General features: G+C 71.2%; 14 protein-coding genes. 8 read left to right on the plus strand and 6 right to left on the minus strand.

Annotated features, from left to right (window positions below):
- Positions 1-39: 39 nt before the first annotated feature.
- The 5 genes from ACLQ3B_RS21130 to ACLQ3B_RS21150 form a co-directional block, all read right to left on the minus strand.
- Positions 40-426, minus strand: coding sequence for a hypothetical protein (locus tag ACLQ3B_RS21130; protein WP_196919456.1), 387 nt, complete (start codon positions 424-426; stop codon positions 40-42).
- A gap of 137 nt (positions 427-563) precedes the next feature.
- Positions 564-872 (minus strand): hypothetical protein, encoded by a 309-nt coding sequence (locus tag ACLQ3B_RS21135; RefSeq protein ID WP_425782412.1) that lies wholly within the window; start codon positions 870-872, stop codon positions 564-566.
- Positions 873-888: 16 nt separating this feature from the next.
- On the minus strand, positions 889-2547 hold the full coding sequence (locus tag ACLQ3B_RS21140; protein ID WP_124816098.1) for a sodium:solute symporter family protein: 1659 nt from the start codon (positions 2545-2547) through the stop codon (positions 889-891).
- Positions 2548-2747: 200 nt separating this feature from the next.
- A complete protein-coding gene (locus tag ACLQ3B_RS21145) occupies positions 2748-3734 on the minus strand; it encodes a hypothetical protein (protein WP_425782413.1) in 987 nt (328 codons plus the stop codon).
- An 11-nt stretch (positions 3735-3745) separates the two neighbouring features.
- Positions 3746-4339 (minus strand): hypothetical protein, encoded by a 594-nt coding sequence (locus ACLQ3B_RS21150; protein ID WP_425782414.1) that lies wholly within the window; start codon positions 4337-4339, stop codon positions 3746-3748.
- Between ACLQ3B_RS21150 and ACLQ3B_RS21155 the strand changes: the two genes are divergently transcribed.
- The 8 genes from ACLQ3B_RS21155 (at position 4338) to ACLQ3B_RS21190 (ending at position 14666) form a co-directional block, all read left to right on the plus strand.
- Positions 4338-5963: a catalase gene (locus tag ACLQ3B_RS21155; RefSeq protein ID WP_425782551.1), complete on the plus strand. Its 1626-nt coding sequence runs from the start codon at positions 4338-4340 to the stop codon at positions 5961-5963. The genes ACLQ3B_RS21150 and ACLQ3B_RS21155 overlap by 2 nt on opposite strands.
- 215 nt (positions 5964-6178) lie before the next feature.
- Entirely contained in the window at positions 6179-8545 is a 2367-nt protein-coding gene (locus ACLQ3B_RS21160) for a nitrate- and nitrite sensing domain-containing protein (RefSeq protein ID WP_425782415.1), read from the plus strand.
- Positions 8545-8967 carry a roadblock/LC7 domain-containing protein gene (locus ACLQ3B_RS21165; protein WP_425782416.1) on the plus strand — a complete coding sequence of 141 codons (423 nt, stop codon included), beginning with the start codon at positions 8545-8547 and terminating at the stop codon, positions 8965-8967. Before ACLQ3B_RS21160 ends, ACLQ3B_RS21165 begins: the two co-directional genes overlap by 1 nt.
- Entirely contained in the window at positions 8957-9346 is a 390-nt protein-coding gene (locus tag ACLQ3B_RS21170; RefSeq protein ID WP_425782417.1) for a DUF742 domain-containing protein, read from the plus strand. Before ACLQ3B_RS21165 ends, ACLQ3B_RS21170 begins: the two co-directional genes overlap by 11 nt.
- A complete protein-coding gene (locus ACLQ3B_RS21175; RefSeq protein ID WP_425782418.1) occupies positions 9327-9929 on the plus strand; it encodes a GTP-binding protein in 603 nt (200 codons plus the stop codon). Before ACLQ3B_RS21170 ends, ACLQ3B_RS21175 begins: the two co-directional genes overlap by 20 nt.
- An 87-nt stretch (positions 9930-10016) precedes the next feature.
- Positions 10017-11054, plus strand: a complete 1038-nt coding sequence (locus ACLQ3B_RS21180; protein ID WP_425782419.1) for a lactonase family protein — start codon at positions 10017-10019, stop codon at positions 11052-11054.
- A gap of 157 nt (positions 11055-11211) precedes the next feature.
- Positions 11212-12969: a substrate-binding domain-containing protein gene (locus tag ACLQ3B_RS21185; RefSeq protein ID WP_425782420.1), complete on the plus strand. Its 1758-nt coding sequence runs from the start codon at positions 11212-11214 to the stop codon at positions 12967-12969.
- A 215-nt stretch (positions 12970-13184) separates the two neighbouring features.
- Positions 13185-14666: a sugar transferase gene (locus ACLQ3B_RS21190; RefSeq protein ID WP_425782421.1), complete on the plus strand. Its 1482-nt coding sequence runs from the start codon at positions 13185-13187 to the stop codon at positions 14664-14666.
- A gap of 7 nt (positions 14667-14673) precedes the next feature.
- Here the strand turns inward: ACLQ3B_RS21190 and ACLQ3B_RS21195 are convergent, their stop codons facing one another.
- The gene (locus ACLQ3B_RS21195) at positions 14674-15804 is read right to left on the minus strand and encodes a PP2C family protein-serine/threonine phosphatase (protein ID WP_425782422.1); all 1131 of its coding nucleotides are present in this window, start codon (positions 15802-15804) and stop codon (positions 14674-14676) included.
- Positions 15805-15851: the final 47 nt, after the last annotated feature.

Raw genomic sequence — 15851 nt, forward strand, 5'->3', positions numbered from 1 at the left:
CCGTCACAGGTCGGGCCGGGGACCCCCCTGTGGCCCCGATCAGGGCACTGTGCGTTCGATCGCCGCCCGGCCCTGCTCGGCCAGGTCACGGCGGGCCTTGTCCAGGTTCTCCGGTGTCAGGTCCTGGCCGCGAGCCATTACCAGGTCCTCCGGCTCCCAGGGTTGTTCGCCCCCGGTGCGGATGTTGTCCCCGCCGGCACCGGTGCCCGTCCCGGTCGCCCCGGTGCCGGCAGCGTACGGGTCGCCGATCAACTCGTCGGTGTCCGGCGCGAGGTCGTCCGGTCGGCTGCGGGGTTCGGCGAAGCCCGGCGTGTCCCGGTCCGGGCCACCTCCGGTTCGTAGCTGCGGCACGGTGGCGTCATCATCCACCGCCGAGGCCACCTCGGGGCTGTCCTCCAACGGCGGCTGGCGATCGCGATCGGTCATGGTGCTGCCTCCTGTGTCCGACACGGTGCCTGATTTCCCTCACGTACCCCTTCGTGCCGCGCTCATGCCGCACGGCCCGGCGGTCAGGCCGGGCCGTGCTCATGCCATGCGGTCGGGTCGGGCGGCGGCCCGATGGGTCAGGCGTCGGGTTGCTGCTCGTTCGAAGCCGGCGCCTCGGCGGGGCGCAGCCACTGCCAGAGCAGCATGAGCAGACCGAACACGAGCATCGCCAGCCCGGCCCACAGGTTGATCCGGACGCCCTCGGCCTTGTCGATCTCGGCCCGGCTGTCGAAGATGCCGATCAACGTCACGATGATCCCGTACGCGACGAAGAGGCCACCGATCACCCGGCGGATGTCGAACAGCCGGGCCGCGGCGGAGCGCCGCTGCTCCGCCTGCGCGTCGTCGATCAGCGGGTCCTGTGCCGGCTGGCCATCGTTGCTCATCTGCCGACCCCTTTCCTTAGAAGACCGGGATGTAGAAGAGGGCGGCCAGCGCGACCGCGATCAGACCGAGCAGCACCGGGGAGCGGTACCAGACGGCGTCCCCGGCGAGCACGTCGCCCTTCAGGTCGACGCCGCCCATGCCGTACACCAGCCCGCGCAACTCCTCGTCCCGCTTGGGTGAGGTGAGCGGGGTGACGATCGCGGCGACCACCACCGCCGTGACGAACGCCAGACCGGCACCCCAGAAGCTCTCCTCCAGGTCGGAGTTGAAATCGACGACACCGCCCTTGTAGAGCAGGTAGAGGCTCAGCGACACCAGGGTGCCCAGCAGCAGCGACCAGAAGCCGGCCAGGGCGCTCATCCGCTTCCAGAACATGCCGATGATGAAGGTGGCGAACAGGGGCGCGTTGAAGACGGAGAAGAGCGCCTGGATGTAGTTCATGATGTTGCTGAACCCGGCCGCGATGAACGCGGTGCCGATGCCGATCACCACGGCGGCGACCGTCGCCCACCGGCCGACCCGCAGGTAGTACTCGTCCGACCGGTCACGGCGGACGTACGCCTGCCAGATGTCGTAGGTGAAGACGGTGTTGAAGCCGCTCACGTTGGCCGCCATGCCGGCCATGAACGAGGCGAGCAGGCCGGTGACCGCCACCCCGAGCACACCGTTCGGGAGCAGGTCGCGCATCAGCAGCGGGATGGCGTTGTTGTACTGCAGGTCGCCGCTCTCCGCGCCGAGGCCCTTCACCGTGACCAGGGCCACCAGGCCGGGGATGATCGTGACCAGGGGAATGAACAACTTCGGGTACGCGGCGATGATCGGCGTACGCCGGGCGGCGCTCATGTTCTTGGCCGAGAGGGCCCGCTGGACCTCGGCGAAGTTCGTCGTCCAGTAGCCGAAGGACAGCACGAAGCCGAGGCCGAAGACGATGCCGATCCAGTGCGCGCCCAGCGGGTTGGCGGTGCTGCCGGTGTCCTGCCACGCGTGCAGGCCCGCCTCGCCGAGTTTGGTGTCGCCGACCGCGTCCATCAGGCCGTTCCATCCGCCGACCTTGACCAGGCCGATCACGGTGACCGGGATGAGGCCGGCGAGGATGACGAAGAACTGGAGCACCTCGTTGTAGATCGCCCCGGACAGGCCGCCGATGGTGATGTACGCCAGCACGATCGCCGCGCCGACCACGATCGCCGTCCAGAGCGGCCAGCCGAGCAGCGCCTGCATGACGAGGGCCAGCGCGTAGAGGTTCACGCCGGCGATCAGCACCTGGGCGACGGCGAAGCTGAGCGCGTTGAGCAGGTGGGTGGGGCGGTTGAACCGCAGCCGCAGGTACTCCGGCACGCTGCGGACCTTGGAGCCGTAGTAGAAGGGCATCATCACGATGCCCAGGAACACCATCGCCGGGACCGCGCCGATCCAGTAGTAGTGGACGGTCATCACGCCGTACTGGGCCCCGTTCGCGGCCATTCCGATGATCTCCAACGCGCCCAGGTTCGCCGAGACGAAGGCGAGACCGGTCACCCAGGCCGGCAGGGAGCGGCCGGACAGGAAGAAGTCCACGCTGGTCCGGATCGCCCGGCGCGCGGCGAAACCGACGCCGAGGACGGTGACGAAGTACAGGGCCAGAATCAGGTAGTCCAGGCCGTTCATGTTGAGCCGAAGACCGTCGCCGTCCATCCCGTCACCCCTCGTCCCGACGTCCGCGCTGGTTGGTGCGCGCGCGCCCTATTACCCACTCTGCGCGGTTTCACTCCCGGAGGCGGTGACCGTCTCGTTCGGGCCCGGTCGGGCGTTCTCGCGCGAACTGTCGACCCCGTCGGCGCGCAAGAGGGCGCCCCGGCCGTCACGGCCGGGGCGCCAGTTGTCGGTCGGGTGACTCAGCGGCCGAGTACGCGGTCCAGGAAGTCCCGGTAGTTGCGGACGGCCATCCGCAGCTGCTCGGTGTCGGCCGAGCCGGCGTCCTGCCATCCGCCCAGGGTGGTCTTCTGCGCGGCCAGCGCGGAGGAGAGGGCCTGGATGGCCTCCTCCACCAGCGACTGCGCCTCGCCGGCGGCCGCCTGCGGGTCGTCGACGAAACGCAGCTGAACGTCCCGCCAGCGGTCCCGGAAGCCCTGCGCGGTGTCCGTGTCGAGGAGGGTGGCCGGCCCGGCCGCCACGGTCGACCCGGCGGGCAGGGATCTTCCGGCGGACTCCAGCGTGGGGCTGGTGTCGTCGCCCGGGACCGGTTCGCCGTCCGCGTCCGGGTCGACCATCTCCGGTGTCGCGCTGCCGTAGCCGGCCGCGCCCGCCGTGGCGGCGTCCCGGTCGCCGGTCAGATCGCTGCGCCGCTCGGGGGCGCCGTCCGTGCTCCCCGGCGGGACGACGGTCCGCGCGGACGTGTCCGCGTCCGCGCGGTCGTCGAGGTCCGCGCTGTCGCCGTAGACGTCCGCGTCGCGGCGGTGCAGCTCGGCGGTGGGGTCGGCGCGCAGGCCTTCCCGCTCGCCGTCCTCGGCGCCGTCGCCCGGCTGGGCGGTCCGCTCGGCCCGGGGGTCCGGCTGATCCTGCGGGCGTGGGCTGGCCAGCGCGGAGGCGGCCACCGCGTCGGCGACCGTGGTGGCCCCGAACGTGGTCGGCAGCGGCCCCGGCTCGTGGAAGCCGCCCTCGTCGGTGGACCGGTCGTCGCGCCTGTGGCGCGGGTCGGCGTCGTCGGTCAGCTCGTCGTCGGCCCGGTCGTACGCGGCGTCCCGGTCGGTGTCGCCGGTCCGCTCGTGGCCGGTGGTCTCATCGTCGAAGGTGCCCCGGTCGTCGGCCGGGGGCACCGGCACGGGTGCGGACCGGACTGCCTCCGGGTGGTCGTTGCTCACCTGCTGCTCTTCCTGGCGCATCGGTGGCCTCCTCAGCGGCTCGTGGAGTCGTGGTCCGGGTGGTGGCGCTGTTCGGGCGTGCGGTGGCCCACCGGCTCCTCGCCGAGCAGGTCGGCGAAGAGCGCGCGGTAGTGCACGACCGCCTGCCGTAGCTCCTCGGTGTTGGCCTCGCCCCGGGAGTTGCGCAGGTGGATCTCGTGCGCGTCCCGGTAGTTGGTAAGCGTGCGGGCGTGCTCGACGGAGAGGTGGGCGATCTGGTCGGAGAAGTCACCGGTCGGATAGCCCTGCTCCTCGATGAGCCGGGTGACCAGTTCGTCCGCGTCGCCCACGGTCTCGCCGGGGGAGTCGATGAAGCGGACCTGGAGTTCCTCCCAGGCGGCGGCGTACCGGGCCCGGGACTCCGGGCTCAGCGGGGTGAGCGTGAGCTCGGCATGCCGGCGTTCCCGGTCGCGCAGTTCGCGCTCGGCGGCGGACCGGCTGTCCTGTTCCGCCACCACCCGGTCGTACTCCGGCCCGAACCGGTTGCGCAGCGAGCGACGGCTGTTGAGCGAGCGGGCGGCCACGGCCAACACCGCGACGATCACCAGCACGACGAGCACGATGACGATTATCTGCGTGGGCGACATGGGCTCCTCCTTCGTCATCTGGTATTCCCTCCGCGCGGTGATCGCCAATCCCGATCCGAGGCACTTTCCTGACGAGGACCGCGACTGCCCGGCTGCCAAACTTGACTCGTTCCAGAAAAGGCGGTTGGGTGGGCTGATGCACCCACAGCCCAGCAAGCCGATCCTCACCACCCGGCAGGGTCACCCCGTGCACAACAACCAGCAGCAGCGGACGGTTGGCTCGCGCGGCCCCGCCACGCTGGAGAACTACCACTTCCTGGAAAAGATCAGCCATTTCGACCGGGAGCGGATCCCGGAGCGGGTGGTGCATGCGCGCGGTTTCGTCGCACACGGCGAGTTCGAGGCGTACGGGACGATCGGCGACGAGCCGGCCGCGACGTACACCCGGGCCAAGCTGTTCCAGGTCAAGGGCAGGAAGACTCCGGTGAGTCTGCGCTTCTCCACAGTCATCGGCGGCCGGGACTCCTCCGAGGCCGCCCGCGACCCGCGTGGCTTCGCGGTGAAGTTCCGCACCGAGGACGGCAACTGGGACCTGGTCGGCAACAACCTGCCGGTCTTCTTCATCCGCGACGCGATCAAGTTCCCCGACGTCATCCACTCGCTGAAGCCGGACCCGGTGACCTTCCGCCAGGAGCCGAACCGGATCTTCGACTTCATGTCCAACACCCCCGAGTCGATGCACATGCTGACCTGGCTGTTCAGCCCACGCGGCATCCCGGCCAACTACCGGACGCAGGACGGCTTCGGCGTGAACACCTACCGGATGGTCAACGCCGCGGGCGAGGGCGTGCTGGTCAAGTACCACTGGAAGTCGCAGCAGGGCATCGAGTCGCTGACCGAGGAGCAGGCCGCGGCCATCCAGGCGAAGGAGTTGGGCCACGCCTCCAAGGACCTCTACGAGGCCATCGAGCGCGGCGAGTGCCCCAGGTGGGAGCTGCACGTCCAGATCATGAGCGACGACGAACACCCGGAGCTGGACTTCGACCCGCTGGACGACACCAAGACCTGGCCGGAGGACGTCTTTCCGCTGCGCCCGGTCGGCATGATGACGCTCGACCGCAACGTGAGCAACGTCCACAACGAGAACGAGCAGATCGCGTTCGGCACCGGCGTGCTTGTCGACGGCCTGGACTTCTCCGACGACAAGATGCTCGTCGGACGGACGTTCTCCTACTCGGACACCCAGCGCTACCGGGTCGGCCCGAACTACCTCCAGCTGCCGATCAACGCGCCACGCGAGGACGTCCAGGTCAACACCAACCAGGACGGCGGCCAGATGTCCTACCGGGTGGACAACCGGGCCGGCAACCCGCACATCAACTTCGAGCCGTCGTCGGTGGCCGGTCTCGACCAGGCCGACGAGTCGTACCGGGAGTACCGGCCGTTCGTCTCGGGTCAGGTCATGCGCGCGCCGATCGAGCGGCAGAACAACTACGCCCAGGCCGGGGAGCGCTTCCGCGCCATGCCGCAGTGGGAGCGTGACGACCTGGTGACGAACCTGGTCAACCTGTTGGGTCAGTGCGACAAGCACATCCAGCAGAAGATGGTCTGGCACTTCAGCCAATGCGACGAGGCCTACGGTCGGCGGGTCGCCGAGGGCCTCGGCATCGCCGACCACGCCTGATCCCACCGTTCGCGCCGGCTCCGCCGCTCCCACCCTCAGCACCTCCCGGAGCGTCGATGTCGGCGCGACGGGCGGTAGTGCAACGGCCCTCGATTACGTATCCTGCCCAAGGCGCCCGCGCCGGTGCCCGGCGATGCGGCCGGGCGCGCAGTCGGCCGGCGCGTTGCCCGGCAGTGCCGGCACCCCTCCTGCCACCCCTGTACGGGCGAGGTCTGATGAGAACCCGCGACTGGCCGATCCGCTCGAAGCTGACCGCGTTGGTCGTCGCGCCGGTGACCGCGCTCCTGGCACTGTGGATCTTCGCAACCACCCTGACCTTCGGTCCCGCCCTGAACCTGCTCTCCGCCCGCACCCTGCTGTACGACCTGGGTCGCCCCGGCGAGACCGTGGTCACCGAGCTGCAACGGGAACGCCGGCTCTCGGCGGTGCAGCTCGCCGGCAGCACCGAGCTGCCCGCACTCGCCGAGCAGCGCGGGCGCACCGATCGGGCCGTCGCCGAACTACGCCGCCGGGTGGACGGGGAGCCCCTGCGCGACGCCGCCGACGACCTGCTGGAAACCCGGGTCGACCAGCTGGTCAACGCCCTGGCTGCGCTACCCACCGGGCGGAAGTTCATCGACGACCGCAAAGTGGACCGGGCCGGCGCGATCGGCCTGTACAGCGGCATGGTCTCCGCGGCCTTCCAGGCGTTCGCAGGCATGGCGACCCTGAGCGACCCGGACATCAACCGGCAGGCACTGGCGCTCACCGCGCTGGGTCGCTCCCGGGAACTGCTCGGCCAGAGCGACGCGCTGCTGGCCGGCGCGCTGACCGCCGGACGGTTCGCCGAGGGGGAGCACACCCAACTCGTACAGGCCATCGGCAACCAACGGTGGCTCACCGAGAGCGCCGTGGCGGACCTGCCCGAGAGCAGCCGGGTCGCGTACCAGCGGTTGACCGAGAGCGAGGCGTTCACCCGGCTGCGCACGATGCAGGACGCGTTGGTCGTACCCAACCGGTCCGGCCGCCCAGCGGTCGACGCGGCGGCCTGGCAGGCCAGCCAGGACGCGGTGCAGCAGCAGTTGCGGGACTTCGAGCTGTCCGAGGCCGACGCCCTCACCGACCGTTCGGTGCCGATGGCGGTCGGCATCCTGGTGCGGTTGGCCGCCGCCGGCGTGCTCGGGCTCGTCGCCGTGGTCGTCTCGGTGCTGGTGGCGCTGCGGGTCGGCCGGACCCTGGTCCGGCGGCTCAGCGGCGTCCGCACCGCCGCGCTGGAGCTGGCCGAGCACCGGCTGCCCGACGTGGTGACCCGGCTGCGCCGTGGCGAGCAGGTCGACGTCGCCCGGGAGGCGCCGCCGCTGGAGTACGGCCACGACGAGATCGGCGAGGTCGGGCGCGCCTTCACCGAGGTGCAGCGCACCGCCGTCCAGGCCGCGGTGGACGAGGTCACCCTGCGTCGCGGGCTCAACGAGGTCTTCCTCAACATCGCCCGACGGAGCCAGAGCCTGGTGCACCGTCAGCTGCACCTACTGGACCGGATGGAGCGGCGTAGCGAGGACCCGGACGAGCTGGCCGAGCTGTTCCAGGTCGACCACCTGGCCACCCGGCTCCGCCGGCACGCCGAGGACCTGGTCATCCTCGCCGGCTCCGCACCCGGCCGGGGTTGGCGAAACCCGGTCGCGATGGTCGACCTGATCCGCGGGGCGATCTCCGAGGTCGAGGCGTACGAGCGGGTGGACGTCACCGCCGTGCAGCCAGCCGGCGTGCTCGGGCGGGCGGTCGGCGACGTCATCCACCTGCTCGCCGAGCTGGTCGAGAACGCCACCGCCTTCTCCCCGCCGGACACCCGGGTCACCGTCACCGGGGCGCAGGTGGCCAACGGGTACGCCGTGGAGATCACCGATCAGGGGCTGGGCATGTCCGACGCGGCGCTGGAGACCGCCAACACCCGGCTGGGCAGCTCGCCCGAGTTCGACCCGGCGCAGAGCGCCCGACTCGGCCTGTTCGTGGTGGCCCGGCTGGCGGCCCGGCACGGCGTACGGGTGCGGTTGCGCCCGTCCGGGGCGGGCGGCGTGACCGCCGTGGTGCTGGTCCCCGGCGACCTGGTCACCACCGAGCCGCCGGCCGGCCCCGACCCGGCCACGCTCGGCGCCGTGTCGGCCGACCCGAGCCGGCGGCTGGCTCGGACGGCGCGCCGGGGCGCGGTGACCCGCCCCCGGACCCGCCCGCCGACGGCCCCGTCCGCCAGCACCGCCCCGCCCGCCCCGCCCGCCGGAGCGCCGACCTTGGCCACCGCGCCCGCCACTGGGCGCGAGGAGGGGGTGACGACCTCCGACGAGCCGGTGGACGAGCTGGACGGCCTGCCCCGCCGGGTACGACGTCGTACCCCTGCCGCCCAACCCCGGTCGACCGTCACCGACACGCCGTCGCCCCGCTCGCCGGAGGAGGTCCGCCAGGTGATGGCGGCGCTACAGGCCGGCACCGCGCGCGGACGCGCCACCGCCAGCACCCCGACGGCGCCGCCGGCGGCAACCGGCCCGGCGGTCCCCACCGACCCGCCGACGATCCCTGAACACCCGACCGCGACTGAGAGGGACGCCTAGTGCGGCATTCGACGAAGCAGAGCGCCGGCCTCGACTGGCTGCTCGACGAGTTGGTGCAACGGGTACCGGCCGCCCGGGAGGCGGTGGTGCTCTCTGCCGACGGCCTGCTGCTCGGCTGCTCGGCCGAGTTGGAGCGCTCCGACGCCGAGCACCTCTGTGCGCTCGCCGCCGGCTTCTCCAGCCTCGCCCGGGGCGCCAGCCGGCACGTGGACGGCGGCCCGGTCCGGCAGACCGTGGTGGAGATGGAGGCGGCGTACCTCTTCGTCACCGCTGCCGGGCAGGGTGCCTGCCTGGCCGTGGTGAGCGACGCCGACGCGGACATCGGGCTTGTCGCGTACGAGATGGCGATGCTGGTGATCCGGGTGGGGGAGAATCTCGCCGCGCCGGCCAGATCGGCGGCGGGTGCCGGAGATGCGGACTGAGCCGCCCGGGCCGCAGCACGAGTGGCTGGACGCTGAAGCCGGCCCGGTGATGCGCCCCTACACGCTCACCGGAGGCCGGGTACGCTCCGCCGTCGACAATTTCAACCTGGTCGCGTTCGTGTTGGCCGGTTCGGACGTCGACGCGGCGAATGATCGGCACCTGCCGCCGGAGCATCGACGGCTGGTCGCCTTGGCCCGCCGGCCGGTGTCGGTGGCCGAACTGGCAGCCGAGCTGGACCTCGCGGTCGGCGTGGTCCGGGTGTTGCTCGGTGATCTCCTCGCCGAGGGCCTGATCGCGGTGCACGAACCGCCGACCGCCGGCATCCTTCCCGACGACGACATCCTCAAGGCGGTGGTCAGTGGACTCCGTGCGCTATGACCAGGTGGGCACCAGCACCACCATCCCGCTGGCACTGAAGATCCTCATCGCGGGAGGCTTCGGGGCTGGCAAGACGACCTTGGTGAGCGTGCTGAGCGAGGTGCGTCCGTTGCAGACCGAGGAGGTGCTCACCGGCGCCGGGATCGGCACCGACGACATCTCCGGCGTGGAGGGCAAGTCCACCACCACGGTCGCGATGGACTTCGGCCGGATCACCATCAACGACGACCTTCAGGTCTACCTGTTCGGCACGCCGGGTCAGGACCGGTTCTGGTTCCTCTGGGACGAGCTGGCCTTCGGCGCGCTCGGCGCGGTGGTACTCGCCGACACCCGGCGGCTGGCCGACTGCTTCCCCTCCATCGACTACTTCGAGCAGCGCGGTATCCCGTTCGTGGTGGGCGTCAACTGCTTCGACGACTCCCGCCGGTTCAACCTGGAGACCGTACGCCGAGCGCTCGACCTGGACCCGGACGTGCCGATGGTGCTCTGCGACGCCCGGGACCGGCAGTCCGGCAAGATGGTGTTGATCTCTCTGGTGGAGCACGTCGCCCGACAGCGCGGCGAGCCGGTGCCGGCGGCCTGAGAACCGGGCCGAAAAGCCGGTTAACGGGCGGGCGACGCGGGCAGCCTCTGGTTGGATCGACGAAGGATGCCGGCGGAGGAGTGGGACGTGAGCGGTCAGGGTGAGGTCGTCCACATCGGGGGTTACACCGCGCAGAGTGGTGGACGGGGCAGCGGCATCGTCGCGGCACGTCGCGACCCGACGACCGGGGCGCTGACCCCGCTCGGCACGGTGGCGGTCACCCCGTCCCCCTCCTTCCTGGCGCGGCACCCCACCCAGCCGGTGCTCTACGCGGTCAACGAGCTGGCGGACGGGGAGATCAGCGCCTGGCAGGTCGGGGCGGACGGCGCGCTGGACCCGCTCGGCAGTCGGTCGACCGGCGGCGCCGAGCCCTGCCACCTGGCGGTGCTGCCCGGCGGCGATCACCTGCTGGCAGCCAACTACGGCAGCGGCAGCATCGCGGTCTTCCCGCTCGACCCGAAGGGCGTGCCCGGCGAGCGCACCGACCTGGTGGCGCACGAGGGGCACGGCCCCGACCCGGAGCGCCAGGACCACGCCCACGCCCACATGGTCTCGCCCGGCGCGGGCCGCGGGCCGACCTTCGCCGTGGATCTCGGCACCGACTCGGTCTACCGGTACGACCTGGACGACGCCACCGGACGACTGGTGCCGCGTGCGCCGCGGATCCGTACGGCGCCCGGCACCGGCCCCCGGCACCTGGCCCGGCACCCGGACGGACGGCGCTGCTACCTCGTCGGTGAGCTGGACGCCTCGGTCACGGCGTACGAGGTGACCGACGACGGCGCGTTGCACCAGCGTGGGCGGGTCGAGGCGAGCGGGCGGGCCGGTCACGTCCAGCCGTCGGAGGTCGCGGTCGCCCCGGACGGCCGTTTCCTCTACGTCGCCAACCGTGGTGTGGGGACCGTGGCGGTCTTCAACCTGGGCGGGGAGTTGCCCGAGCTGGTGGCCGAAGTGGACACCGGCGGCGAGTGGCCTCGGCACTTCGCCCTGATCGGCGAACACCTCTACGTCGCCGACGAGCGGGCCGACATGGTGCGGGTGTTCCGGCGCGACGCCGACATCGGCGTTCCGGAGGCGGTCGGCGAGCCGGTGCCGGTGCCGAGCCCGACGTGCGTTTTGCCCTGAACGATGGTTTAGAGACGCGAGTGCCGCACTGATTCGGCAACGCCACGAGGCTGCAACGTCACTCTGTGTTGCAAAAAAGTGGCCAACTGTTTCTCCTCCGTAACTTTCGTCCGAACGGATGTGGCAGAGACGGCACCTAGTACGCAAGATGGTCACCGTGTCATCAGGCCGCCATCGCATGCGTTCGAAACTCCACCTAGCCGCCGCCGCCGCAACGGTGGGGGTGCTCGTCGTGACGACGGGCGCGTGGTTCGGCTATCGGGAGTTGGTCCAGCCCAGCTGCTCGGGCGAGATCCGGCTCGCCGTGGCGGTCGCCTCCGAGCTCGCGCCAGCGGTGGACGCCGCCGCGTCCCAGTGGGTGAAGGATGGCGCCGCGGTAGGCCCGACCTGCATCCGTGTCGACGTCTCCGCGTCCGACCCGGTCGACGTGGCGGCCGTGGTGGCGGCCAAGCACGGCGCTGTGCTGGCCGGCGTGGGGCAGGCGAGTGGCACCGCCGTCAGCCCGGACGTCTGGGTGCCTGACTCCTCGACCTGGCTGCTGCGGTTGAAGAAGGACGCGACGGCGTTCGCGCCGACCAACGGCGCGTCCATCGCGCGCAGCCCGATCGTCGTCGCGATGCCCGAGCCGATCGCCGCCCGGCTGGGCTGGCCGGACAAGAAGTTCAACTGGACCGACCTGCTCAAGCAGGTCAACAACACAAGCGCGCCACTGCGCACCGGGATCGTCGAGCCGACCCGCGACGCGGCGGGCCTGTCCGGGCTGCTCTCGCTGACCGCGGCCGCCAACGGCGCCGGCGGCGACGCCCAGCGCAACACCGTCGGCGCGCTCCGGGCACTGGCCACCGGGCGCTCGTCGCTCCGCAACGACCTGCTGGCCCGGTTCCCGACGGCCAACGACTCGACGTCCATCGCCAGTGGTCTCGGTGCGGCGGCCCTGTCCGAAGAAGACGTGATCGCGTACAACAGCAAGAAGCCGCCGGTGCCGCTCGCCGCGCTCTACATGGAGCCGGCGCCGATGCCGCTGGACTACCCGTACGCGGTGCTGCCCGGCATCGAGCCGAGCAAGGCGTCGGCGGCCAAGGTGCTGTTCGAGTTGCTCACCAGCCCGACCTTCCGCAACCGGCTCGCCGCGCAGTCGCTGCGCGCGCCGGACGGCAACTGGGGCGAGGGTTTCAAGGCGCCGCAGGGTGCGCCGAGCCCGTCCGGTGGCGCACCCACCGCGCCGGCCAACGGCGGCACCGCGGCGGGTGGCCTGGACCCGGCCGCGATCCAGCGGGTCGTCTCCAGCTGGTCGATCGCCACCCAGTCCGGTCGGATGCTCGCCGTCATCGACGTCTCCGGCTCGATGAAGGACCCGGTGCCCAGCGCCAACAACCGCAGCCGGGAGGAGGTCACCGTCGACGCGGCCCGCCGCGGCCTCGGCCTCTTCGACGACTCCTGGTCGATCGGTCTGTGGACCTTCTCCACCCAGCTCGTCGGCAACCGGGACTACCGGGAGTTGGTCCCGATCGGGCCACTGTCCGGCCAGCGGGCCCAGTTGGAGGGCGCGCTCGCCACCGTCAAGCCCTCCAGCGGCGACACCGGCCTCTACGACACCATGTTTGCCGCGTACCAGGCGGTGCAGGAGAACTGGCAGCCCGGCCGGGTCAACTCGATCGTGCTGTTCACCGACGGCAAGAACGAGGACGACAACGGCCTCAACCAGCAGCAGCTGCTCACCAAGCTCAAGCAGGCCGCCGACCCGGAGCGGCCGGTCCAGGTCATCATGATCGGTATCGGCGAGGGCGTCAGCAAGGCAGAGCTGGAGTCGATCACCAAGGTGACCGGCGGCGACGTCTTCGTCACCAAGGACCCGAGCGAGATCGGCAGCATCTTCCTCAGCGCCATCGCGCGGCGTCCGCCAGCGCCACGCTGATCCGAGGCTCAGACGTCGAAGGGTCTGCCGTACCGTCGATCCGGTATGGCAGGCCCCTTTCGGCTACCAGGCTGTCGAAGAAAAGTGACGGCAATACGTCGGAAGCAATCGGCAGTCATAGTTGTCAAGGCAGGATGTCGACTGTTCCGGCATAGTCGGTCCGCCTCCGGTCCGACCCGTCGGCCGGGGCCATCCTGTACAGAGTGGGAGGGCCGGTGAGCGTGGCGACACTGTTGACCCCCGCCACGTCGGCGGAGCCGGACGGTCGACGCTCCGGCCTGGTGGCGCGCGCCGACGAACGGTCCTACGTCCGGGTCCTGGTGGTGATGGACACCACAGTTCTCATCATCGCGCTGCTGATCGGGTACGTCACCCGGTTCGGGGAGGGTGAGCCGACCGGCTCGGAAATCCCGTACGTGCTGGTCGCCCCCGGCTTGGTGCTGGCCTGGCTGATCTCGCTCAAGGCGCTCGGCTGCTACGACGACCGGGTGATCGGCTACGGCGCGGACGAGTACCGGCGGGTCAGCTCCGCCAGCCTGCGCCTGGCCGGGGCGATCGCCATCATCGGCTACATCGCCGACGTCGGAGTCTCCCGGGGCTTCCTGGGCATCTCCTTCGCGGTGGGCACCGTCGGGCTGGAGGTGGCGCGGTTCGCCGCCCGCAAGCGGCTGCACCGGGCCCGCTCGATCGGCGCCGGCTGGTCCCGCAAGGTGCTGGTGGTCGGCGACACCGCCCACGTGTTGGAGTTGGTCCACACGCTGCGCCGCGAGCCGTACGCCGGCTACCAGGTGGTGGGCGCCTGCATCCCGGACGCGTTGCTCGCGCCGGTGGCGCAGCGGCTCGGTGACGTGCCGGTGGTGGGGTCGTTCCGGGGCATCCCGGAGGCCGCCACCGCGATCGGCGCGGACACGGTCGCGGTGACCGCCTCCGGTGAGCTGACCGCGACCCGGCTGCGCCGCCTCGGCTGGCAGCTGGAGGGGACCGGTGTCGACCTGGTCGTGGCACCCGCGCTGACCGACGTCGCCGGCCCGCGGATCCACACCCGTCCGGTCGCCGGCCTGCCGCTGATCCACGTCGAGGCGCCCGAGTTCCGCGGGGTCCGCAAGCTGGTGAAGGGTCTCGTCGACAGGTCCGCCTCGTCGCTGGCGTTGGCGGTGCTGCTGCCGCTTATCGCGTTCATCGCCCTGGCCATCAAACTGGACAGTCGGGGCCCGGTGCTGTTCCGACAGGTCCGTGTCGGCCGGGGCGGGCAGGAGTTCGGTGTGTTCAAGTTCCGCACCATGGTGGTGAACGCCGACGCGCTGCTCGCCGAGCTGACCGCACGCAACGAGACCGACGGCCTGATGTTCAAGATGCGCCACGACCCACGGGTGACCCGCGTGGGTCGGCTGCTGCGCAAGTGGTCACTGGATGAGCTGCCGCAACTGGTCAACGTGCTGCTGGGTCAGATGAGCCTGGTCGGGCCCCGCCCGCCACTGCCCTCGGAGGTGGCCCGCTACGACGGTGACGTGGCCCGGCGGCTGCTGGTCAAGCCGGGCATGACCGGCCTGTGGCAGGTCAGTGGCCGCTCCGACCTGAGCTGGGAGGACGGCATCCGGCTCGACCTCTACTACGTGGAGAACTGGTCCCTCGCCGCCGACCTCACCATCCTGTGGAAGACCTTCGGCGCGGTGCTGAACGGCCGCGGAGCGTACTGACCACCTGTCACGCTTGCGGGCCGGTCCAGTCCAGGCAGACGACCACCGCGTCGTCGACGAGGTCACCGGCCACGAACGCGCGCAGATCACCGATCAGCGACCGGACGGCGTCCAGGGGCGCCATCGGCCCGGTCCGCCGCAGGAACCGGTCCAGTGCCGTCTCGCCGTAGCGCACATGCTGCCCGGTGGCCTCCACCACACCGTCGCTGACCACGAAGACCCGGTCACCGCGCTCCAGCGGGAACTTCTGCTCGTGGTAGTCGGTCGCCTCGAACATGCCCAACGGGAACTGCGCCTCCAGGGGCTGCTCGGTGACGTCCCCGTCGCGGAGCAGGACCAGCCGGGGCGACCCGGCGTCCACCACGGTCATCATCCCGGAGCGCAGGTCCAGCTCCATCAGCAACGCGGAGAGGTGCTGCTCGCCCCGGTACAGGTCGTAGATGGCCTGATCGGCGAGGGCGGCCTGGTCGGCCAGGCTCAGGCCGGCCCGACGCGCGTTGCGCAGCGCGTGGGTGGCCAGCGAGGTGAGCAGGGAGGCGGCCACGCCCTCACCGGTGCCGTTGATGGTGGACAACCAGAGCCGTTCCCCGTCGTCGGACCAGTCGAAGCTGTCGCCGCGCACCGCGTACGCCGGCTCCAACTGCCCGGCCAGACTGAACGAGGGACGGATCCGGCTGCGGCCGGGCAGCAGGTCCCACTGCATCTCGGCGGCCAGGGTGAGGCGTTGGCTGCGCCGGGCCGCCCGATAGACGTCGGTGCCGGCGGAGACCGCCGTCACCTCGTGCGCGAGCGCCGTGGCGATCTCGGCCAGCGCGGCGACGACCTCCCGGTCGTCCGGTACGGGGGACAGCCGCAGCACCCCCCGGCGCTCGCCACGCATGGTGACCGGGACCCAGGCCGCGCCGTCCGTCAGGATCGACGACTGGTGGTCGAAGGCGCGCCAGGCGGGGTGCCCGGGGCTCGTGATCGAGTCACCCTCGGTGAGGGGCAGTAGCTCCGCGAGCCGGTAGTCGACCTGGTAGAGCTCGACCTCGGTGATCCCGTACGACCGTGCGAGCACATCGCCGACACCCCCGACGAGCCGGTCGGCTGGTGTCTCGTTCAGGGCCCGTCGTGCCCGATTGACCGGTTCGCTCATCGTCACTCCTTCGCTGAAAGCTCGACCACCAGTGGGTTCGGAGTACT

Origin of the sequence: Micromonospora sp. DT53 (genome assembly GCF_049841535.1) — a bacterium.
In the GTDB taxonomy this organism is placed as follows: Bacteria; Actinomycetota; Actinomycetes; order Mycobacteriales; family Micromonosporaceae; genus Micromonospora.